The 18,385-nt window shown below is 55.1% G+C and carries 25 protein-coding genes; 13 read left to right on the top strand and 12 right to left on the bottom strand.

Annotated features, from left to right (window positions below; genetic code table 11):
* Positions 1–77 precede the first annotated feature (77 nt).
* Positions 78–1,007 carry a polyphosphate kinase 2 gene (ppk2, locus tag GOX61_RS15695; RefSeq protein WP_170335221.1) on the top strand — a complete coding sequence of 310 codons (930 nt, stop codon included), beginning with the start codon at positions 78–80 and terminating at the stop codon, positions 1,005–1,007.
* Between the two features lie 4 nt (positions 1,008–1,011).
* Here the strand turns inward: ppk2 and GOX61_RS15690 are convergent, their stop codons facing one another.
* The gene (locus tag GOX61_RS15690; RefSeq protein WP_170335219.1) at positions 1,012–1,653 is read right to left on the bottom strand and encodes a TIGR02453 family protein; all 642 of its coding nucleotides are present in this window, start codon (positions 1,651–1,653) and stop codon (positions 1,012–1,014) included.
* A 103-nt stretch (positions 1,654–1,756) separates the two neighbouring features.
* On the opposite strand from GOX61_RS15690, the gene GOX61_RS15685 reads away from it, so the two are divergent.
* Positions 1,757–3,121, top strand: a complete 1,365-nt coding sequence (locus tag GOX61_RS15685; RefSeq protein ID WP_170335217.1) for an MATE family efflux transporter — start codon at positions 1,757–1,759, stop codon at positions 3,119–3,121.
* A gap of 11 nt (positions 3,122–3,132) precedes the next feature.
* Here GOX61_RS15685 and GOX61_RS15680 read toward each other — a convergent pair whose 3' ends face one another.
* Complete coding sequence (locus GOX61_RS15680; RefSeq protein ID WP_170335215.1) at positions 3,133–3,534, bottom strand: hypothetical protein; 402 nt, start codon at positions 3,532–3,534, stop codon at positions 3,133–3,135.
* Positions 3,535–3,548: 14 nt separating this feature from the next.
* A complete protein-coding gene (locus GOX61_RS15675; RefSeq protein ID WP_170335213.1) occupies positions 3,549–4,751 on the bottom strand; it encodes a pyridoxal phosphate-dependent aminotransferase in 1,203 nt (400 codons plus the stop codon).
* A gap of 91 nt (positions 4,752–4,842) precedes the next feature.
* Between GOX61_RS15675 and GOX61_RS15670 the strand changes: the two genes are divergently transcribed.
* The 3 genes from GOX61_RS15670 (at position 4,843) to GOX61_RS15660 (ending at position 6,064) form a co-directional block, all read left to right on the top strand.
* Positions 4,843–5,235, top strand: a complete 393-nt coding sequence (locus tag GOX61_RS15670) for a helix-turn-helix domain-containing protein (protein WP_155151597.1) — start codon at positions 4,843–4,845, stop codon at positions 5,233–5,235.
* On the top strand, positions 5,232–5,489 hold the full coding sequence (locus GOX61_RS15665; RefSeq protein WP_367646972.1) for a succinate dehydrogenase assembly factor 2: 258 nt from the start codon (positions 5,232–5,234) through the stop codon (positions 5,487–5,489). The genes GOX61_RS15670 and GOX61_RS15665 overlap by 4 nt, the downstream gene beginning before the upstream one ends.
* Before the next feature lie 77 nt (positions 5,490–5,566).
* The gene (locus GOX61_RS15660) at positions 5,567–6,064 is read left to right on the top strand and encodes a MarR family winged helix-turn-helix transcriptional regulator (protein WP_209016443.1); all 498 of its coding nucleotides are present in this window, start codon (positions 5,567–5,569) and stop codon (positions 6,062–6,064) included.
* On the opposite strand, the gene GOX61_RS15655 is transcribed toward GOX61_RS15660, so the two are convergent.
* From GOX61_RS15655 to GOX61_RS15645, 3 genes are read right to left on the bottom strand one after another with little or no spacing between them, the layout of a single operon-like run.
* A complete protein-coding gene (locus GOX61_RS15655; RefSeq protein ID WP_170335211.1) occupies positions 6,065–6,787 on the bottom strand; it encodes a DUF1194 domain-containing protein in 723 nt (240 codons plus the stop codon). It abuts the gene before it with no gap.
* Positions 6,784–7,494, bottom strand: a complete 711-nt coding sequence (locus tag GOX61_RS15650) for a DUF1194 domain-containing protein (RefSeq protein ID WP_170335346.1) — start codon at positions 7,492–7,494, stop codon at positions 6,784–6,786. The genes GOX61_RS15655 and GOX61_RS15650 overlap by 4 nt, the downstream gene beginning before the upstream one ends.
* The gene (locus GOX61_RS15645) at positions 7,488–7,916 is read right to left on the bottom strand and encodes a VOC family protein (RefSeq protein WP_170335209.1); all 429 of its coding nucleotides are present in this window, start codon (positions 7,914–7,916) and stop codon (positions 7,488–7,490) included. Before GOX61_RS15645 ends, GOX61_RS15650 begins: the two co-directional genes overlap by 7 nt.
* A 192-nt stretch (positions 7,917–8,108) precedes the next feature.
* Here GOX61_RS15645 and thyX point away from each other — a divergent pair, with 192 nt between their 5' ends.
* The gene (gene thyX / locus GOX61_RS15640; RefSeq protein ID WP_155151590.1) at positions 8,109–9,020 is read left to right on the top strand and encodes an FAD-dependent thymidylate synthase; all 912 of its coding nucleotides are present in this window, start codon (positions 8,109–8,111) and stop codon (positions 9,018–9,020) included.
* Positions 9,021–9,079: 59 nt separating this feature from the next.
* Positions 9,080–9,388, top strand: coding sequence for a hypothetical protein (locus tag GOX61_RS15635; RefSeq protein WP_254436893.1), 309 nt, complete (start codon positions 9,080–9,082; stop codon positions 9,386–9,388).
* A 79-nt stretch (positions 9,389–9,467) separates the two neighbouring features.
* On the opposite strand, the gene GOX61_RS15630 is transcribed toward GOX61_RS15635, so the two are convergent.
* Positions 9,468–9,674 carry a cold-shock protein gene (locus GOX61_RS15630; protein ID WP_008758035.1) on the bottom strand — a complete coding sequence of 69 codons (207 nt, stop codon included), beginning with the start codon at positions 9,672–9,674 and terminating at the stop codon, positions 9,468–9,470.
* A gap of 216 nt (positions 9,675–9,890) precedes the next feature.
* Here GOX61_RS15630 and GOX61_RS15625 point away from each other — a divergent pair, with 216 nt between their 5' ends.
* Together GOX61_RS15625 and GOX61_RS15620 are read left to right on the top strand one after the other, a co-directional pair.
* Positions 9,891–10,208 carry an ArsC/Spx/MgsR family protein gene (locus GOX61_RS15625; RefSeq protein WP_170335207.1) on the top strand — a complete coding sequence of 106 codons (318 nt, stop codon included), beginning with the start codon at positions 9,891–9,893 and terminating at the stop codon, positions 10,206–10,208.
* 41 nt (positions 10,209–10,249) lie between these two features.
* Positions 10,250–10,618, top strand: a complete 369-nt coding sequence (locus GOX61_RS15620) for a hypothetical protein (RefSeq protein WP_170335205.1) — start codon at positions 10,250–10,252, stop codon at positions 10,616–10,618.
* 1 nt (position 10,619) lies between these two features.
* Here the strand turns inward: GOX61_RS15620 and GOX61_RS15615 are convergent, their stop codons facing one another.
* The 5 genes from GOX61_RS15615 to thrS all read right to left on the bottom strand — a co-directional run bounded on the left by GOX61_RS15615 (position 10,620) and on the right by thrS (position 15,307).
* A complete protein-coding gene (locus GOX61_RS15615; RefSeq protein WP_155151581.1) occupies positions 10,620–11,138 on the bottom strand; it encodes a DoxX family membrane protein in 519 nt (172 codons plus the stop codon).
* Positions 11,135–11,896 carry an HvfC/BufC N-terminal domain-containing protein gene (locus tag GOX61_RS15610; protein ID WP_170335203.1) on the bottom strand — a complete coding sequence of 254 codons (762 nt, stop codon included), beginning with the start codon at positions 11,894–11,896 and terminating at the stop codon, positions 11,135–11,137. Before GOX61_RS15610 ends, GOX61_RS15615 begins: the two co-directional genes overlap by 4 nt.
* A complete protein-coding gene (gene bufB, locus GOX61_RS15605; RefSeq protein WP_170335201.1) occupies positions 11,893–12,750 on the bottom strand; it encodes an MNIO family bufferin maturase in 858 nt (285 codons plus the stop codon). The genes GOX61_RS15610 and bufB overlap by 4 nt, the downstream gene beginning before the upstream one ends.
* 74 nt (positions 12,751–12,824) lie before the next feature.
* The gene (locus GOX61_RS15600) at positions 12,825–13,127 is read right to left on the bottom strand and encodes a BufA1 family periplasmic bufferin-type metallophore (protein ID WP_155151572.1); all 303 of its coding nucleotides are present in this window, start codon (positions 13,125–13,127) and stop codon (positions 12,825–12,827) included.
* A gap of 221 nt (positions 13,128–13,348) precedes the next feature.
* Positions 13,349–15,307, bottom strand: coding sequence for a threonine--tRNA ligase (gene thrS, locus GOX61_RS15595; protein WP_170335199.1), 1,959 nt, complete (start codon positions 15,305–15,307; stop codon positions 13,349–13,351).
* 195 nt (positions 15,308–15,502) lie between these two features.
* Between thrS and GOX61_RS15590 the strand changes: the two genes are divergently transcribed.
* The 4 genes from GOX61_RS15590 to GOX61_RS15575 are packed head-to-tail and all read left to right on the top strand — an operon-like array spanning position 15,503 to position 18,304.
* On the top strand, positions 15,503–16,252 hold the full coding sequence (locus tag GOX61_RS15590; protein ID WP_170335197.1) for an alpha/beta fold hydrolase: 750 nt from the start codon (positions 15,503–15,505) through the stop codon (positions 16,250–16,252).
* On the top strand, positions 16,252–17,244 hold the full coding sequence (locus GOX61_RS15585; protein WP_170335195.1) for an alpha/beta hydrolase: 993 nt from the start codon (positions 16,252–16,254) through the stop codon (positions 17,242–17,244). Before GOX61_RS15590 ends, GOX61_RS15585 begins: the two co-directional genes overlap by 1 nt.
* Positions 17,244–17,669 carry a VOC family protein gene (locus tag GOX61_RS15580; protein ID WP_170335193.1) on the top strand — a complete coding sequence of 142 codons (426 nt, stop codon included), beginning with the start codon at positions 17,244–17,246 and terminating at the stop codon, positions 17,667–17,669. The genes GOX61_RS15585 and GOX61_RS15580 overlap by 1 nt, the downstream gene beginning before the upstream one ends.
* A 20-nt stretch (positions 17,670–17,689) precedes the next feature.
* Positions 17,690–18,304, top strand: a complete 615-nt coding sequence (locus GOX61_RS15575; RefSeq protein ID WP_170335344.1) for a hypothetical protein — start codon at positions 17,690–17,692, stop codon at positions 18,302–18,304.
* The last annotated feature ends 81 nt before the right edge of the window (positions 18,305–18,385 follow it).

Genomic DNA, 18,385 nt, shown 5'->3' with positions numbered 1-18,385 from the left:
TTGACCCCAATCAAAGCGCGAATGGATCGAAACTGCTAGCCCCTTGCTCAGAACAATGAAACCGAGGAGACAAGTGAATGGAAGTAGTGGCCCAGACCAACCAAGAACCAACCCCGATCAAAGTTGTACCGAGCGCTCAAACCGATGTTGCCGTACCCAGCCCGGAGAAAATCCGTCAGGCGTTTGAGAGTGGTAAGTACCCTTATGGTAAGAAAATGGCGCGCTCGGTCTATGAAGAACAGAAGGCGCAGCTGCAGGCAGAGCTTCTAAAAGTTCAGCTATGGGCGCAGGAGACGGGTCAGCGGTTCGTTCTGTTGTTTGAGGGGCGCGATGCTGCAGGTAAGGGTGGAACGATCAAACGTTTCATGGAGCACTTGAACCCACGTCAGGCGAGGGTTGTAGCGCTGAACAAGCCGACCTGGGAAGAAAAAGGTCAGTGGTACTATCAGCGGTATATTCAGGAACTGCCCACAGTTGGGGAAATGGTGTTCTACGACCGCTCCTGGTACAACCGCGCCGGTGTCGAGCGGGTGATGGGGTTCTGTTCGCCCAACGAGTATCTTGAGTTCATGCGTCAGACGCCCGAGTTGGAGCGGATGCTCGTTCGGTCAGGCATTCAGCTTTACAAATATTGGTTCTCGGTCACACAAACTGAGCAGCAGCGACGCTTTAAGAGCCGCGAGACTGATCCGCTGAAGCAATGGAAGCTTTCACCGATCGACAAAGCCAGCCTGAACAAATGGGACGATTACACTGAGGCAAAAGAGGCGATGTTCTTTTATACGGACACGGCCGATGCGCCCTGGACCATCGTGAAATCGAATGACAAGAAACGCGCGCGCCTGAATTGTATGCGCCACTTCCTTTCTACATTGGACTACCCTGATAAGGATCACAGGATTGTCGGAGAACCAGATCCATTGATTGTCGGGCAAGCGCACCATGTGATTCAGCGTTCCGAGCACATTCTGGGCACAACGCTTCATCCTGAAACACACGGCAACTGAGCCGTCAGATATCCGTCCGCAACATCTCCAAAAACCCTTCGAGGGACTGATAGGTGTTCGTCAATGCGGTGAGCGGTTTCGTAATGTCACCCTCAGGCAGGTCTCGCCAAAGGGTGACTGATTTGCACCGCAACAAATCACCATGTGGATGATCCTTCTCAAACGGGGCCGGAACGCGTTTAAGTTCCGGCTCAGACCGTTCAAATCCTTGATTGGCAAGGTCGGTTAGCATAGTTGCCAGCGTGTCGCCGGTTGTGCCGCCGACTGCATCTCGCCAAGCTGTGAGACCAGATTTATCAAACCCCATCGCACCGCTGCCGATTCGTGTGTAGCTGGGAGAGATCCCGAAAAAGAAACCGAGTTGCAGTGACGATTTAACAGGGAGCCACCAAGCCATGTGCAGATGTGTGTGGTAAGGCGTCTTATCCTTGGAAAACCGCACATCTCTTTGTGGGCGGAACAATTTGGTGCCGGTGCATCCACTGATCTGTTGTGAAAACGCATCCAGCAAACCCAGCGCAGGACCTTTCAGATCAGCTTCATAGCGGGATTTGTGATCGACAAACCAATCCCGGTTATTGTTTGCCGACAGTTCACTGAGAAAGACGCGGGTGTCTGAAATAAGGTTGGCAAACGGTTCGGACATGGATGGCTCCTGCAACTCGTTCCAGTCTATCACCGGTGTCTCACTTTGAAATTTCTTTATTCCGCTCTTGCCCCAAAACCGGGCCGGGCATAAGGCTGGCGGGATGAGCAAAGTGATGACATATCCCGACCACTTCAAGGCTATCGCGATCCTCGGCTTGCCGCTGATAGGCGGGCACCTGGCGCAGTTTGCTATCGGCCTAACCGATACGGTCATGCTCGGCTGGTACGGGGTCGAGGCGTTGGCTTCGGTCACTCTGGCAAGCAGCTACTACTTTGTTCTGTTCCTCTTTGGCGCCGGCTTCGGCTGGGCAGTGATGCCGATGGTGGCCACTGCGGCTGCGGAAGAGGATGAGACCAGCATTCGTCGTTCGACCCGCATGGGCCTGTGGCTGTCTTTGATCTATGCGACACTCATGATGCCGATGTTGTGGTGGTCGTACCCGATCTTGATTGCCCTGAAGCAAGAGCCGCAGGTCGCTGAAACAGCTTCACAATATTTACGCGTTGCTGGCTGGGGTTTGTTTCCGGCGTTGATTGTGATGGTGCTGAAATCCTATCTGGCTGCGCTGGAGCGAACGCAGATCGTACTGTGGATTACCGTGGTTGCCGCGGTAGTGAACGGCGTCACGAACTATGCGCTGATTTTCGGCAATTGGGGCGCGCCTGAGATGGGTGTGATCGGTGCAGCGATTGCCTCAGTCGTGACGCAGCTCGTATCACTGATCGCGGTTGTGATTTATGCCGTTCGCGTTCTGCCCGAGCACAGCCTTTTCCAACGTTTCTGGCGCCCGGATTGGGAAATGTTCTGGAGCGTGCTTAAGTTGGGCGTTCCGATCGGTCTGACCACTCTGGCCGAGGTGACCTTGTTTGCAACTTCTGCGATCATGATGGGTTGGCTGGGTCAGGTACCACTTGCGGCGCATGGTATCGCACTCAATCTGGCCTCTGCCACATTCATGGTTCATCTGGGGCTATCAAACGTGGCTACCATCCGTGCGGGTAACGCATTGGGCCGCCGCGACCGGGCGCATCTTGAGAAAGGTGCAATTGCGGTGACAGGCATGTCCCTTGTGATGTCAGCGATCACAATCCTTTTGTTCCTCACCTGTGCCGAGCAGTTAATTTCGCTGTTCATGGAGGCGGATGATCCGCAAAGGCCTCAGATACTGGCAATCGGCACCGGGCTGTTGGCGATGGCGGCTTTGTTTCAGCTTGTCGATGGGGCGCAGGTCATCGCGCTGGGTCTGCTGCGCGGTTTGCAGGACGCAAAGATTCCCATGGTCATCGCGGCGCTCAGCTACTGGGTGGTTGGTATACCGGCCTCGTACTATTTTGGCTTTATGCAGGGTATGGATGGGATTGGCGTTTGGCTGGGCCTCGTGCTGGGCCTTGCCTGTGCCGCTGTACTTTTGATGGCGCGTTTCTGGCTGCGCTCTGTTCGGGAAGTGGGCGTGCCAGCTGAATAATGAAGACCGGCTTAGTCCTTGCTAAGCCGGTCTGCCTTTTTCCGTACTAAAACCGATCGCAGATCGTGCATTGCCATCAATAGACGGTCGGTAACGTCTTCCAATTGTTCTTCGGTCGCCTTTGACTGTGCCCATTGGGTGGTCAGGTTCAGGTAATCCACCGCCCTGTGGATATCATCGATTTCCCGCTGCTCCAGCAGGGCTTTGCGGTTTTCCATCCATCTTGCGATCTCGGCTTTGTCCGCCTCGGACAGTGTACGCTGTCCGTGCGGTTTGACTTCGCCATTGCGGATGTTGATGACTGCGATCTGATCCATCTCGATGCGGCGCTGGCGGTTTTCGGTGTCGATACGAAAAACCACTGCGCCGTTTTCGCGTACTCGAAAATAGTATTCAGGCAGCTCTGTCGACATGGGTTCGCCTCCGATCAGGTCAGTGCAGCACAGAAACGTTGGATGCGCGTGCAGGCTTCTTTGAGTGCTTCGTCCGAGGTCGCGTAGCTAACCCGGAAATTCGGCGACAGGCCGAAAGCTGCGCCGAAGACAACGGCGACATCTGCCTCCTCCAGCAGGGCTGTAGCAAACACTTCGTCATTCTCGATAACTGTACCTGCGGGTGTCGTCTTGCCAATCAGCCCGGCAATAGACGGATAAACATAGAATGCACCTTCAGGAGTAGGGCAGGATATGCCGTCAATTTCATTCAGCATACTCACGACAAGATCGCGGCGCCGTTTGAACATTTCGTTGTTCGGCGCCAGAAATTCCTGAGTGCCATTCAGCGCTTCAACCGCTGCCCACTGGCTGACCGAACAGGGGTTCGACGTGGACTGCGACTGTATCTTGCGCATGGCCGCGATGATCTCTACCGGACCTGCCGCGTAGCCGATCCGCCAGCCGGTCATGGCATAGGCTTTCGAGACGCCATTGCAAGTAAGCGTGCGGTCATACAAAGCCGGTTCAATTTCGGCAGGGGTGCAGAACTCGAACCCGTCATAGGCGAGGTGTTCATACATGTCGTCGGACATGATCCAGACATGAGGGTGACGCATCAGAACGTCGGTCAGTTCCTTCAATTCCTCCCGGCTGTAGCCCGCACCGGTCGGGTTCGACGGTGAGTTGAAGATAAACCACTTTGTTTTGGGCGTGATCGCTGCTTCAAGCTGATCAGCGGTCAGTTTGAAATTGGTCTGCAAAGAGGTCTCGGCGATCACGGGCGTGCCACCTGCAAGCAGAACCATGTCCGGATAGCTGACCCAGTAAGGCGCAGGGATGACTACCTCATCCCCTTCATTCATTGTCGCCATCAACGCATTATAGAGTGTCTGCTTGCCGCCGGTACCGACCGAAATCTGTGCGGGTGTGTAATCCAGGCCGTGGTCACGCTTCATCTTGGCGCAAGCAGCCTGCTTCAGCTCAGGAATTCCGTCTGGTGCGGTGTATTTGGTTTTCCCCGCCGCGATCGCCGCGACCGCCGCCTCCTTAATGTTCTGAGGCGTATCAAAATCGGGCTCACCTGCGCTCAGGCCAATGACGTCGCGGCCAGCTGCCTTTAACTCAGCTGCTTTTGCTGTCATTGCGATGGTGGGCGAGGGTTTGACGCGCGACAGTGTCGCAGACAGGAAACTCATGGGCGGCCTCGGTTTGTATGTTCAACCCGTCTGTCATAGGGTGCGCCCGAATGACGATCAAGCGATATGAAAAAGAGAATTGGAGACCCCGATGAGTGACGAAAACGACTGGTTCGGACCGGACGCGGCAACCTTCGGGGATCGGCTGGCAGGCGCACGTGAGGCGGCGGGTATGACACAAGCCGATCTGGCGCGTCGTATCGGGGTTAAAAAGACCACGATTGCAGCGTGGGAAAACGATCTGTCCGAGCCACGTGCAAACCGGCTGTCTATGATGGCGGGTATGGTGAATGTTTCGATCATGTGGCTTTTGACCGGTGAGGGTGAGGGAATGGATGCCCCCGGTGAGCCTGATCAGGGAAATCTGGAATTGTCCGGTATCGTTGCTGAACTGCGCGCCATTCGCGGGGAAATGCGAGCCAGTGCAGAACGCGCTGCTCGACTGGAGAAGAAGGTTCGCCTGATGTTGGAGCAAGGTCAGTGACCGAGCCTCGAGATGTAAGAATAAAGCGCATGAAGATGCGCTCGATGCGGCGCGGGATCAAGGAAATGGATCTGATCCTGTCCGCCTATGCTGACCGCAATCTGCCCTCAATGGATCAGGCGGGTCTGGATAACTATGACGCGTTACTGCATGAGAACGATCAGGATCTGTACCAGTGGGTTACGGGCCAAGTTGAGCCGCCAGAAGCATTTTCTGTGTTGATCGCAGATATCGCCCAGACCTTTCAAAAATAAAGAAAAACTGGCTTAACCGATTTTTCGGAAATTGGCGCCATCCTACCCCGAACAGCGCGAGTGAATCGGAGGATCGGATGAGTATGGAAGTGCAGGTCTCCGCGCCGGGGGCCAAAGTGTTCATGACCAGCTATCTTGAAGCGTTGGCGCTGGTCGAGCGCCTGCATCGATTGCTGCTGGACGTCATCAAGGATGAATTCGAGCGCGTTGGTGTGTTGGAAATCAATGCAGTGCAGGCACTCTTGTTATTCAATATCGGGGACCACGAGGTTACTGCCGGCGAACTGAAAAGCCGTGGCTACTATCAGGGCAGCAACGTGAGCTACAATCTGAAGAAGCTGGTCGAAATGGGCTACATGCACCATCAGCGGTGTGAAATTGACCGCCGCTCGGTCCGGGTCCGGCTCACGCCGCGTGGACGAGAGATCCGGGATATCGTTTCAGAGTTGTTTGCCCGACATGCAGAGGGCCTGCAAAGTCGCGGCGTCATTGGCGTCGAAGGCATCGAAGATATCACGAGTTCGCTTCGCCGTGTCGAACGCTATTGGACGGATCAGATCCGCTACATCTATTAGTCAAGGCGAATTGGGCGGTGTTGCCATGGATAAGGTCAGCCCTTCCAATTCACGGATCAGTTTGCGGGTCATAGCGTCTTCGTAAGCTTCAAAGCCTAACGCGACCTCGACGAAAGCGTCCGGCCCAAGAATGACCCAGGCGTTATAGTATGCGGACAGCTCTCCGATCTGAACATAGCGTTTGTCGCCACTGCTGGGGTCGTCGGCACCGATGACCAAGCCGTTGATGGTGATGCCCGAGCTGCTCAGCATGCCTTTGACTTCGCGTGGATGCGGGCCGAGATTGTGTTTGCCGTCTCCGGACAAATCCAGGGTTCGTTTCCAGCAGGCTGACTGATTGTTCAGTTGCTGAGCCCCAAAAAGCATCGCCGATCCAACCGCGGTGCCTTGCGGGGCCGAGGATCGGTCGGTGTTTGCCAGACGTTGACTAATGCTCTGTAAGTCTGAGGCTGCGCGAATTTCCGTCCAATCCACCAATACCCTTTGGTGCACTGTTTCACTCCATTCGTAGATGAACAGACGAACAGGCGCCGAAGGATTAGACAATATGAGCTGCTCAACCTCGGATTGGCGGAGCGCTGCGGCCAGCCCGTCAAGCTGCAACCGGTATTCCCTGCTATCAACCGAACCCGAAACGTCTACTCCCAGTGCCAACGCTTGTCTGCACTGGGCGGTCAACGGGCTCGCAAGCAAGCATAGCAGGATGGGCAGTAAACGGATCACTCGTGAACGCCCGTTTGCAGTGCTCCGATCTCGAGCCGTGGGCGAAGTTCGCGTTCGAGCTTGCGACGCATTGCTCTTTCAAAATCCTCAAACCCGGAGGCGATCTCCAAAAATGCGCCGGGGCCGTGCAGAACATTATTTTCGTAAAACGGGATCAGATACAGCTCACCTTCAAAATCGGCTGCATTGATGACAAGCCCGTTGACGATGATGTTCTCAAACGGAAAGTGCTTGTAGGCTATCCGGGGACCGTAACCATCATTGTTCGAGCCGTCACCAGATACATCGATGGTTTGGAACAGGCAGTTTGGTGCCTCTTCCATCAGCGATGCACCAAACGCCATTGCGTATCCCATCGCAGTAGCGGAACCGCTGTCTGAACGCACTGAATTTGCGATTTGTGTCGAAGCGGCGAGCAGGTCGGGGGGCTGCTCAATGAGTTTCCAGCTCAGGATTACTCTTTGAGTTGTTCGGCCACTCCATTCATACACCGCAAGTGCAACTGGCATTGGAGAAGAGAAGAAGGCTTCCTGAACCTCGGGTGCGAGTAGCGCAGCTGCCAGCCCCTGACGTTGCAGAGTATCTTCGGTCGCATCGACAGAGGTCGAGATGTCCATCGCAAGCGCCAAAGCGAGGCGGCACTGGGCCGCCCAGACAGGGCTGCCCAGACAGGCCAGCCCCAGTGATATCAGCCAGCGGATTACCAGTGACCAGTGCTTTCCATGCTTGCCCAGGGTTCGGCAGGTTCAAGCGCCTCACCATTCTGCAGCAGTTCGACCGAGATATTGTCAGGTGAGCGGACAAAGGCCATGCGCCCATCACGCGGTGGTCGGTTGATCACGATACCGTTGTCCTGAAGGTGCTGACAGACCTCGTAGATGTTATCGACGCCATAGGCCAGATGCCCGAAATGTCGGCTGTCACTGGGCAGCGCATCGTCGCCATCCCAGTTGTAGGTCAATTCAATCGGCACGTCCTCTTGCCCGGGAGGTGCGAGAAAAACCAGTGTAAACCGAGCGGCCTCACTTTCATAACGACGCGTTTCTTTCAGCCCCAGCAACTCATAAAACGCTATGGATTTCTCCAGATCCTTCACGCGGACCATGGTGTGAAGATAGGTCAGGCCCATCGCGGCTTTCCTTTCGTTATTCGTGTTTGAGCGCAGGTTAGCGCGCTGACTTGGCGTGTCGAGGGGGACACGAAGAATTACTTATCCACATATTTGTGTGAAAATGAACCCAAACCCCTTGATATCGCGGTTCCGGTGGTGGTGAGGCCGAGATATAGTGGTGGGCGACTCATTACAGGAGAGGATGTTTTCATGCCGCTGTCTTCCGACCAACTGGCCGAGATCGAGGCGCAACGCGCGCAATCGCAATCAACACGCCGCGTGGTGGCCTCGGGCATGGAAGAGCACCTGTATACGGCGCACCAGGTACTGGATCACGGTTTCGTTCGTGTAATCGACTACATGGGAGATGATGCCGCTATCTGCCAAGCCGCGCGTGTTTCCTACGGTAAGGGCACCAAGTCGGTTCAGAACGACGAAGGGCTGATCCGTTACCTCATGCGCCATTGGCATTCGACGCCGTTTGAAATGTGCGAGGTCAAGCTGCACGTCAAACTTCCGGTATTTGTTGCGCGCCAGTGGATCCGGCACCGTACTGCCAATGTGAACGAATACTCCGCGCGGTATTCGATCCTTGACCGTGAATTCTATATCCCGGCACCCGAACACGTCGCCGCACAGTCTGAGGTGAACAATCAGGGCAGGGGATCAGCCCTTGAGGGTGAAGAAGCCGCGCGCGTTCTGGAAATCCTCAAAGCTGACAGCACTCGTTGCTACGACAACTATGAGGCCATGATCAGCCAGGACGGCCAGCAAGGGCTTGCCCGTGAACTGGCACGTATGAACCTGCCCGCCAATGTATATACGCAGTGGTATTGGAAGGTTGATCTGCACAACCTGTTTCACTTCTTGCGTTTGCGGGCTGATCCGCACGCGCAGTACGAAATCCGGATTTATGCAGAGACCATGTGCCGGATCGTAGCTGACTGGGTACCATTTGCGTACAAAGCGTTCGAGGATTATCGCCTTGGCGCGGTCAATCTGTCGGCGCAAATGGTCGAGGCGCTGCGTCGTATGCTGAAAGGTGAAGCTGTCACGCAGGAAAACTCGGGTATGACGGCACGCGAATGGCGTGAGTTCGAAGCCGTCATCCGCGAAGGCTAATCAGGTAAAACGCATATCGATTGTCTATACATTTGTCATGGAACTGTTACACTGGTTCCATGACCTGTTCTGTTTTCAGCCGAGCATTTTGCCTGAGCATGCTTCTTGTAGCGCCTGTTCATGCGAAATCCCCCATCGCCGAAGTGATTTGCGAACCGACGGGCCGAATGCACGAAAAGCTCTCCCGTCAGTTTGGGTCACAGCAAACGGCATCCGGTATCCGCGGGCCTGAACAGATTATGGAAGTCTGGACCAGCGAACGAGGCGACTGGACGCTGGTTATGACCTACGCCACCGGAACATCCTGCATCGTTGCAATGGGCGAAAACTGGAACACTCATGCCAAAACGGATCCGGCACGAGGGTAGCGCAGTTACCTGATGTGTGGTTAACGGCCGATAATTGGCCGTTAACCTTCTTTGATTTACCCACCGAAGCGGGATCGCATTAAAGCGGCTTCAAATCTGCCGCCATCTGGCGGCCGTCACGTCCGTCCTGCAACTCGTACGAGACTTTCTGATTGTCAGCGAGTCCGGTCAGACCGGATCGTTCTACGGCCGAGATATGAACAAACACATCTTTGCCCCCTTCATCAGGAGCAATAAAACCATAGCCTTTGGTCGTATTAAACCACTTCACGGTGCCGGTTGGCATTTCCCGTGTCTCCTTCTACTTTCAAGTCGCCCCAAAATAATTGCCGGGGCAGAGGCTGACGTAATCGCAACGCATGACGGTTTCGCTAACGCGATACAGTCAGAATTGCGTGTTTCGCCTTTTTCAACATTGCACGGTGAAGTAAAAAATCAAGAATAACTGGGGTAAGCTCATAGTTTTGCCCGATTTTATTGCACAAGCGAGAGAAACGAGAATATGGACCTTTACGGGCTCAAAAACTGCGATACATGCCGTAAGGCATTGAAATCAATGCAAGATGTGGAATTGATCGATGTCAGAACGCAGGGAGTTCCTGATTCTGTGCTGTCGCAAGCTTATGAGCGCTTCGGCGAAGCTTTGCTCAACACACGCTCGACAACCTGGCGTGGTTTGGCCGAAGAAGAGCGCTCTCGCCCCGTGCTTGAACTTTTGAAATATTACCCGGCTCTGATGAAACGTCCGTTGATTGACCGGGACGGAGAGTTGTTTCTTGGCTGGACCCCTGAGACACGTGCAGGACTTGGTGTCGCGTAGCAGAGTGCTTATCTGGTTGGTCTTAGCAGCGGAGACATTGAATGCGTAATGCGACCATGATTTTGGGCGTCATCGCCGGCCTAGTCGGCATGATCGTTGGCTTTTTCGGATATGGTTATGTCGAAGCCATTAAGCACTTTGGTGAGATTGAAGGCGTGGCCGAGCAGGTCAAGGATCCCGAACTGATTCAGGCGGCATCAATAATCGCACCGCTACTTGCCATCGCTGGGGGCGCAATGGCGCACGCACGGGCATTGATCGCGGGCATTTTGTTATTGGTGTCAGCTGCAGGGATGTACTACGCGTTTGGATTTGGCGTGTTTACCATGTTCCCGATCGCATTTGCCGGCGTGGCCGGGATCCTTGGGATCGCCGCGGGAAAACCGGACGAACCCAAGGCACATTTCTAGATCATTTGAGGCGCAGAAGCCGGTCTAGCGAGATTGGGCCTGCGCCATTGATCGCGATCACGAGGAACAGGAAGGTCCACATGACACGCTGATCCATCAGAGTGATTGCGTTGTCGAACAGGCTACCCAGCTTGATGCCATGTCCATTGACATCGACCAGCGTCTGAACCCAGACAAAGCCAATCATACCTACAGCTGCCAGTCGTGTCAGCAAACCGACCAGAAGCAGCGCAGGCAAAACAAACTCGGCCACTGTGCCGAGGAAAATGACAACACGCTGATACAAGGTCATCTGAGACACGTCGTACAGAACCGCCTCTGCTGCTTTTGGAAAGATCTGACCAAATGCGCCAGCCGAAGGCGAAAAGATCGAGCCGTCGATCTTAAGAGTGGCGGAATTCCAGTAGTAGACCAACAAGACCGCGACGAACACCAGCCGCGCCAGTGTCGGCGTCAGCCAGTTGGAAGCATGATCCAACTTTCCGAGTGCGCTGTTGTGAAAAGAGATCAGGGCAGTCATGTGTCCAGCCTTTCGATAGTCACAGAAGTTATTGCGGCACCCTGCAACAGCAGGGCCAGAGTGGTTCCGAGGTCAAAGTCGGGGATCTCGGCAGTGGTGATTTCAAAAGCTTCGCCAATGGTTTGTCCTGACAGAAGTCCGGATATCCAATCTGCGCCACCGGGGGGCAAAAGCTGTGGTGTTGGGTCGTATTCCGGACGAGTGACCAGCACGTCCTGTGCGCCAGGCTCGGGCTTAGGGGCATCCGGATCGTTGTTGAAGCGCCAGATAGCATGCACTGGCCAAGCCGATTTCAGCACACGCATCGATGGGGCAAATCCCAATTTCGCCTGCATCAGATCTTCAGGTGATACCGCAAGTGCGTCGGCGTCAATCGGTTGACTATCCGCAGCGTGATAGGATTCACGTATGGCCAGCTCCAGCCTCGCGACGTCTGGTAGGTATCCCAGATGCGAGAGCTGTTCCATCCTCGATAGAAACTCCGGAAACTCCTGACCATAGAACATCATCAGTGGCGATGAGGGTGGGTGTTGACGCAGGAACAGGCCCGCTAGCCCATCCATGTTTTGCGGCCCCAGCAGTTTGGTGATGACCGGAAAGGCCTGATGCATCGCTTCTGTCAGGGAAACGGCCACGTTGTTGCGATAAACGCTGAAGCGACGACCGGCGGGTTGCGACGACGCGTCCAGCAGACCGTCAGGAACGGGTTTCGCTGCATCCAGAAGGGCCGCTCGAAACTCCGTCTGCGAAACGCTCATGCCGGCACCCGATCCAGCGCTGCCTGTGCTCGAACGGCTTCGTCGCGCAGCACAGGCCAGTCAGGCACATCAGTATCCCATTCGATCAAAACAGGCTTTGGGCCAGACCGGTCCAACACATAATCCAGCAACGCCCAGACAGGATCGACCACTTCGCGACCGTGACTGTCAATCAGCAACGGATGCCCATGATCATCTTCGTCTTCATCATGTCCGCCGAGATGAATCTCACCGACTTTTTCAAGCGGATACTCGTTGATGTATTCCTGCGGTGAGTAGTCCAGATTGGTCGCAGAAACAAAAACGTTGTTGACGTCCAGCAACAAACCGCAGCCGGTGCGCTGCGAGATCTCTCGCAGGAAATCTGGCTCGGACCAGGTACTTTCTTCAAATGCCAGATAGCTGGAAGGATTCTCCAGCAACATCTGCCGCCCGATGGTGTTTTGAACCTGATCGATGTGTTCGCAAACACGGGCAAGCGTCATATCGGTATAGGGTAGGGGCAGCAGGTCGTTCAGAAAATGCGCGTCATGTGTGGACCATGCCAGATGCTCGGAAAAACTGGCTGGGTTGAGCCATTCCACAAGATGTTTCAGGCGGGTGAGGTGATCGGAGTCCAGCGAACCTTCGCCGCCGATCGACAAACCTACACCGTGAACTGAGATCGGGAACTGTTCTGACAGGTGACGCAACTGGGCAAGCGGACGCCCGCCATCACCCATGTAGTTTTCGGCATGGATTTCCAGCCATGCAACCGGTTTGGCATGTTCAAGAATCTGCGTGAAGTGCTGCGGTTTATAGCCAACACCCGGTGCTGCGGGCAGACGGTTCGACCTAAGTGCATCATCCAACATTTGCGAGTTTCCCGATTGCAACAAAGAGGGCGGGCGATATCCGATTGCCCGCCCTCTCGTTCATATCCTGGCTCTTATGCCGGCAGGTCGCGTTCCAGCGGCTCCAATGAACCCTTGCGCGGTGTGCCATTTGCTTCGGCAGGCAGTTCAATATCTGCGCAGGTGCCTGCATCAACCAGAGTCCATGCATTGCCCTGATAATCTACCGTCGAGGTGCCGGCGCATGTGGTGCCGGGGCCAGCGGCGCAGTCGTTCTGACCGGCTTTTGACACGCCATAGCATTTCTCTTTGGCTTGTGCGCTTGCGGTTGTAGCTGCGCCCGATACGGCTGCTGCAACGGCAGTTGCGATAACCAGGGTTTTTGCGGTGTTCGACATCTCGGTAATCCTTTTAATGACTGCGTATGTCTGCTTGTGACAATGACAAAGGTAGTAGCTTAATCGGGGCAGGTGAATTCACGAGCCCGTGTCTCACAACCCCGTCAAAGAGCGTAATGCCCTCTTGAAGCTTAACAAATTGTTTTTGAATTGAAAAATGTAATTTGTTTCAATCCGGCCCCGTTTTTGGGGCCGGATTTCGGGCGATTTGTCGCCGAATGTTACAGAAGGTCCGGCGGAGTTGCTGCCGTGCTCAACTCATTTGTTACAGCATCAAGTGCCTGAACCTGCGTCTGTTTTTCGCCGAGACGACGCACACTTACGGTGCGTTCTTCGACTTCACGATGGCCGACCGCCAGAATGACCGGCACTTTTCCGACTGAATGCTCGCGGACTTTGTAGTTGATCTTCTCGTTGCGGATATCCGCCTCGGCGCGAACGCCTGCAGCTTTGAGAGTTTCAACCACTTCCATCACATATTCATCGGCGTCTGACGTGATCGAGGCGACCACAACCTGACGCGGTGCCAGCCAGAAGGGCAACTTGCCAGCATGTTCTTCGATCAGGATGCCGATGAAGCGTTCGAACGAGCCAAGCGTTGCCCGGTGCAGCATGAACGGACGGTGCTTGGCACCATCAGCGCCGATAAAGCTGGCGTCCAGACGCTCGGGCAGGTTGGGGTCAACCTGCAGGGTGCCGCACTGCCAGTCCCGACCGATTGCGTCGGTCAGGGTAAACTCCAGCTTCGGACCATAGAATGCGCCTTCACCTTCGAGAGTCTCGAAGTCATATCCAGCAGCTTTACAGGCATCTCCCAGAGCTTTTTCGACCAGATCCCAGCTTTCGTCCGACCCGATGCGTTTCTCTGGACGGGTGGAAAGCTTGATGGTCCAATTGTGGAAACCCAAATCTGCGTAGACTTTGGACAGAAAGGCGATGAACTTGGCGGTCTCGGATTCGATCTGTTCTTCTGCACAGAAGATGTGGCCATCGTCCTGGGTAAAGCCGCGCACTCGCATGATCCCGTGTAGGGCACCGGAGGGTTCATAGCGGTTACAAGAACCGAATTCCGCCATGCGCAGGGGCAGGTCGCGATAGGACTTCAGGCCCTGATTGAACACCTGCACGTGGCAGGGGCAGTTCATCGGCTTCAGCGCGTTGATCGCCTTTTCGCGCGCATGCTCCTCGTCCACTTCGACGATGAACATGTTCTCTTGATACTTGTCCCAGTGACCCGAGGCTTCCCACAATTTGCGGTCGACGACCTGAGGGGTGTTCACTTCGACATAGCCGTCACGTTCCTGCATCCGGCGCATATAGTCTTGTAGGGTGGTGTAGATTTTCCACCCATTTGGATGCCAGAATATCTGACCAGGGGCCTCTTCCTGCATGTGGAACAGGTCCATCTCGCGGCCCAGCTTGCGGTGGTCGCGCTTGGCGGCCTCTTCCAGCATATGAAGGTGGGCTTTCAGCTTTTCCTTGCCGGTAAAGGCCACGCCGTAGATACGCTGCAACATCGGGCGCGAGCTGTCGCCACGCCAATAGGCGCCAGCAATGCTCATCAGCTTGAAGGCGTCGCCCGGCAGTTGGCCGGTGTGTTGCAAGTGCGGGCCGCGGCACAAATCCTGCCAGTGGCCGTGCCAGTACATTCGCAGGGGCTCATCACCCGGAATGGCTTCGATCAGCTCGACCTTGTAGGGCTCATTATTAGCCTTATAGAATTCGATCGCGCGTTGGCGGTCCCAGATCTCGGTTGTAACAGGATCACGCTTGTTGATGATCTCTTTCATCTTCTTTTCGATGAGGCCGAGATCTTCGGGCGTAAACGGCTCTTCCCGATCAAAGTCGTAGTACCAGCCATTTTCAATAACGGGGCCGATGGTGACCTTGGTTGCGGGCCAGATTTCCTGCACCGCGCGCGCCATAACATGAGCTAGATCGTGACGGATCAGCTCGTTAGCTTGTTCCTCATCCTTCATGGTGTGGATGGCGATCTGCGCGTCAGAATCGATGGGCCACTGCAGGTCCCAGTGCTGGCCGTTCACCGTGGCTGAAATCGCCTTTTTGGCCAATGAAGTCGAGATATCGGCAGCGACCTGCGCGGGCGTCACGCCTGCGTCAAATGATCGGGAATTGCCGTCGGGAAAAGTAAGGGAGACTGACTGTGAGTCCAGGGCCATATCGGCTCTCCTCGTCGGTTTGGCGCCCACTGAACGCCCGGTTGCGGGTTATGTGTGTTTGGCTCATGTGGCAGGTGCAGCAAAACCTGTCAAGTGTCGAACGCTATCTGAACTGACGCCGCGGGATGGTGGAAATCGGGAATTGCGACCATCGGGCTGCCGTGCATGATGTTCCTCAAAGAGAAAGAGGATTTCATGGCAGCGACGGATTTTCTGGAAACAGCGCAGGGTCGGCGACTGGCGTATCATAAGACCGAGGGCGCAGGACCGACCATTGTTTTTCTGGGCGGGCTCAAGTCGGATATGGAGGGCACCAAGGCGGTGCATCTTGAGGCATGGGCGCAGGCGCGCGGTCAAGGCTATCTGCGCTTTGACTACTCGGGTCATGGCGAAAGTTCGAATGCGTTTACAGATGGCTGCATCGGTGACTGGCATGAGGATACGCTGGCAGCGGTTGCGTCATTGACTGACGGACCGCTTATCGTTGTGGGGTCTTCAATGGGGGGATGGCAGGCCCTTCTGTTGGCACGAGCCCTGCCTGAACGTATTGCGGGATTGGTGACAATCGCCGCTGCGCCGGATTTCACAGAAGATGGTTATTGGGCTTCGTTCTCAGATGAACAGAAGGCTGCTCTGGATACTGTGGGTCATGTCGAACTGCCGTCGGATTACATGGAGCCCTACATCATCACAAAGCGCATGATCGAAGACGGGCGTCAGAACCTAGTTCTGCGGAACGCACTGGAATTGCCATTTCCTGTCCGGTTTCTTCAGGGAACCGCAGATACGGCCGTATCGACTGAAACCGCAATTCGTTTGCTGGAACATGCCAACGGTGCGGATATGCGGCTGCTGCTTGTCAAAGATGCCGATCACCGGTTTTCTGACGGCCCATGCTTGGGGCTGATCGAAAATGCCGTTGTCGAAGTGATGGGAGAACAATAATGCGGCGTTTCGGTCAATTCCTTGGACGCCTGTTGCTGGCGCTGATCGTCGTTGGTGGACTGATCTATTGGTTCGGACCTCGGGAAGAGGTGAATTTGAACCCAACTTTCGATCCCCGAAAATTTGGGGAAGGGGTTCAGGTTTACTTTGAAAGCGTCGAATCCGGGTTCGACGACATCACACCCGGCGTCGAAAAACGGGTCATCTGGCAGGATGGGTTCAAAGAGCAACGCACACCGGTTTCCGTCCTTTATGTGCACGGCTTCTCGGCTACTTCCGAGGAAATCCGCCCCGTTCCTGATCTGGTGGCGAACGCATTGGGTGCAAATCTCGTCTATACCCGGTTGCAAGGACATGGCCGGGTTGGCGAGGCTATGGCCGAAGGAACCGCGTCGGGCTGGATGCAGGATTTGGCAGAAGGATTGGCCGCAGCGCGAGCAGTAGGTGAAAAAGTCGTCGTTATCTCAACATCGACAGGTGGAACCTTGGTCGCAGCTGCGGCTTTGAACCCAGAGCTTAGCGAGAATATCGCCGGAATGGTCTTTGTTTCCCCGAACTTTGGCGTCAACGCGCCGGGCGCATGGATCCCGGGACTGCCCTGGGCCAGAGACTGGCTGCCCCTTTTGATGGGCGAAGTCCGTGATGTTTCCGGCCCTGATCCGGAAAAGAACAAGTACTGGTCGTCGGTTTATCCGTGGGAGGCAGTCGTTCCCATGACCGCTTTGGTTGAAACAGTCTATGCGCTTGATTTCTCTGATGCGCAGGTTCCGGCGCTGTTTTGGTTTTCGGACGATGATCAGGTTGTACGGCCCGATCTGACTCACAATGTGGCCGCGGCATGGGGCGCGCCTGTCGCCGTGGAGTTGGTCACAATGGGGCCACAGGATGATCCGTCTTCACATGTGATCGCCGGGCGCCTTATGTCCCCGGGGCAAACCGAGGCCGCTGTTGCAGGCATACTGGCCTGGTTGAAAGAGCAGGGAGTCGAGTGATGGAGCAACGTGTCAGCCTGATTACCATTGGCGTAGATGATCCCGAAACTGCAGCCGGGTTTTATGAAAAACTGGGATGGCAGAGAGTTGATAGCCCGGATGGTGTGATTGCCTTTGATCTGATCGGTCAGACATTGGGCCTGTACCCGTTGTCGGCATTGGCCGAAGAAATCGGGGTCGATGTTGGCACTCTAGGGCAGGGCGCGCTTACTCTCAGTTATAATTGCCGGACAAAGGAAGACGTCGCGCAAGTGCTGAGTATGGCCGAAACTTCTGGGGCAGAGGTGCTCAAACCGGCCTCAGATGTTTTCTGGGGCGGGCATCATGGGTACTTCCGTGCACCTGATGGAACGATCTGGGAAATCGCGTTCAATCCGTTTTCGAAACTTGGGCCAGATGGTGCCTTTCGCTGGAACGGGTACTGAAGATGCGTAAGCCGGGCAGTATGTGGAGCCTCGAGAACCTTGGCCGCATACGCTTGTCCCGGCATTTTTTTATGCGGGACTTTCTTTACTCTGAAATAGGAAATTTTCATCAGAAGCAGAATCTCCCTGAAAATCCCGATCTTGCGATCGAGACTGGCCGCGCCTTTTGCGAGACGTTGCTGGATCCTTTGGAAGAGACCTTTGGCCGGATTGCAGTGAGATCAGGTTATCGTTCGCCATCGCTCAATCAGTTCGGAAACGAAAATAAGCTGAATTGCGCTCGCAACGATAATCCACTGGAATGTCACATCTGGGATCTGGGTGAAGGTGACGCCCGTATTGCCGGTGCATCCATCGTCGTTCCTTGGTTTGCAGATCAATACGCTGATGGCAGGGATTGGCGCGACCTGGCGTGGTGGATGCACGACCATCTGGATTACTCAGAGATCTGGTTTTTCCCAAAACTGTGCGCATTCAATCTGGTGTGGAGACCCAGGCCTCTGCGTCGGATCGACAGCTATATAGCCCCGCGTGGTAGCCTGTTGCGCGCTGGGGAAGAACCAGAGGAAAGCCTGACCTCCCGACAGTCGCGCTATGCGGATTTTCCTCAGTTCCGAGGTATTCAGTACCCCTGAACTTTTGCTTGATTGCCGGAGATGAAACTCCCATCCTGATAGAAATTGAGAACCCTCGGAGCTCCGAGAAGATGGAGGCCC

Origin of the sequence: Ruegeria arenilitoris (assembly GCF_013030265.1) — a bacterium.
Taxonomy (GTDB): domain Bacteria; phylum Pseudomonadota; class Alphaproteobacteria; order Rhodobacterales; family Rhodobacteraceae; genus Ruegeria; species Ruegeria arenilitoris_E.
The sequence above is the reverse complement of the archived record's forward strand: the minus strand, read 5'-3'. Positions and strand labels throughout refer to the sequence as shown.

What these genes read in the sequence shown, in the direction of transcription:
- ppk2 (WP_170335221.1), top strand. Translation starts at nt 78, where the DNA reads ATGGAAGTAGTGGCCCAGACCAACCAAGAACCAACCCCGATCAAAGTT.
- GOX61_RS15690 (WP_170335219.1), bottom strand. Translation starts at nt 1,653, where the DNA reads ATGTCCGAACCGTTTGCCAACCTTATTTCAGACACCCGCGTCTTTCTC.
- GOX61_RS15685 (WP_170335217.1), top strand. Translation starts at nt 1,757, where the DNA reads ATGAGCAAAGTGATGACATATCCCGACCACTTCAAGGCTATCGCGATC.
- GOX61_RS15680 (WP_170335215.1), bottom strand. Translation starts at nt 3,534, where the DNA reads ATGTCGACAGAGCTGCCTGAATACTATTTTCGAGTACGCGAAAACGGC.
- GOX61_RS15675 (WP_170335213.1), bottom strand. Translation starts at nt 4,751, where the DNA reads ATGAGTTTCCTGTCTGCGACACTGTCGCGCGTCAAACCCTCGCCCACC.
- GOX61_RS15670 (WP_155151597.1), top strand. Translation starts at nt 4,843, where the DNA reads ATGAGTGACGAAAACGACTGGTTCGGACCGGACGCGGCAACCTTCGGG.
- GOX61_RS15660 (WP_209016443.1), top strand. Translation starts at nt 5,567, where the DNA reads ATGAGTATGGAAGTGCAGGTCTCCGCGCCGGGGGCCAAAGTGTTCATG.
- GOX61_RS15645 (WP_170335209.1), bottom strand. Translation starts at nt 7,916, where the DNA reads ATGGGCCTGACCTATCTTCACACCATGGTCCGCGTGAAGGATCTGGAG.
- thyX (WP_155151590.1), top strand. Translation starts at nt 8,109, where the DNA reads ATGCCGCTGTCTTCCGACCAACTGGCCGAGATCGAGGCGCAACGCGCG.
- GOX61_RS15635 (WP_254436893.1), top strand. Translation starts at nt 9,080, where the DNA reads ATGACCTGTTCTGTTTTCAGCCGAGCATTTTGCCTGAGCATGCTTCTT.
- GOX61_RS15630 (WP_008758035.1), bottom strand. Translation starts at nt 9,674, where the DNA reads ATGCCAACCGGCACCGTGAAGTGGTTTAATACGACCAAAGGCTATGGT.
- GOX61_RS15625 (WP_170335207.1), top strand. Translation starts at nt 9,891, where the DNA reads ATGGACCTTTACGGGCTCAAAAACTGCGATACATGCCGTAAGGCATTG.
- GOX61_RS15620 (WP_170335205.1), top strand. Translation starts at nt 10,250, where the DNA reads ATGCGTAATGCGACCATGATTTTGGGCGTCATCGCCGGCCTAGTCGGC.
- GOX61_RS15615 (WP_155151581.1), bottom strand. Translation starts at nt 11,138, where the DNA reads ATGACTGCCCTGATCTCTTTTCACAACAGCGCACTCGGAAAGTTGGAT.
- GOX61_RS15610 (WP_170335203.1), bottom strand. Translation starts at nt 11,896, where the DNA reads ATGAGCGTTTCGCAGACGGAGTTTCGAGCGGCCCTTCTGGATGCAGCG.
- bufB (WP_170335201.1), bottom strand. Translation starts at nt 12,750, where the DNA reads ATGTTGGATGATGCACTTAGGTCGAACCGTCTGCCCGCAGCACCGGGT.
- GOX61_RS15600 (WP_155151572.1), bottom strand. Translation starts at nt 13,127, where the DNA reads ATGTCGAACACCGCAAAAACCCTGGTTATCGCAACTGCCGTTGCAGCA.
- thrS (WP_170335199.1), bottom strand. Translation starts at nt 15,307, where the DNA reads ATGGCCCTGGACTCACAGTCAGTCTCCCTTACTTTTCCCGACGGCAAT.
- GOX61_RS15590 (WP_170335197.1), top strand. Translation starts at nt 15,503, where the DNA reads ATGGCAGCGACGGATTTTCTGGAAACAGCGCAGGGTCGGCGACTGGCG.
- GOX61_RS15585 (WP_170335195.1), top strand. Translation starts at nt 16,252, where the DNA reads ATGCGGCGTTTCGGTCAATTCCTTGGACGCCTGTTGCTGGCGCTGATC.
- GOX61_RS15580 (WP_170335193.1), top strand. Translation starts at nt 17,244, where the DNA reads ATGGAGCAACGTGTCAGCCTGATTACCATTGGCGTAGATGATCCCGAA.
- GOX61_RS15575 (WP_170335344.1), top strand. Translation starts at nt 17,690, where the DNA reads ATGTGGAGCCTCGAGAACCTTGGCCGCATACGCTTGTCCCGGCATTTT.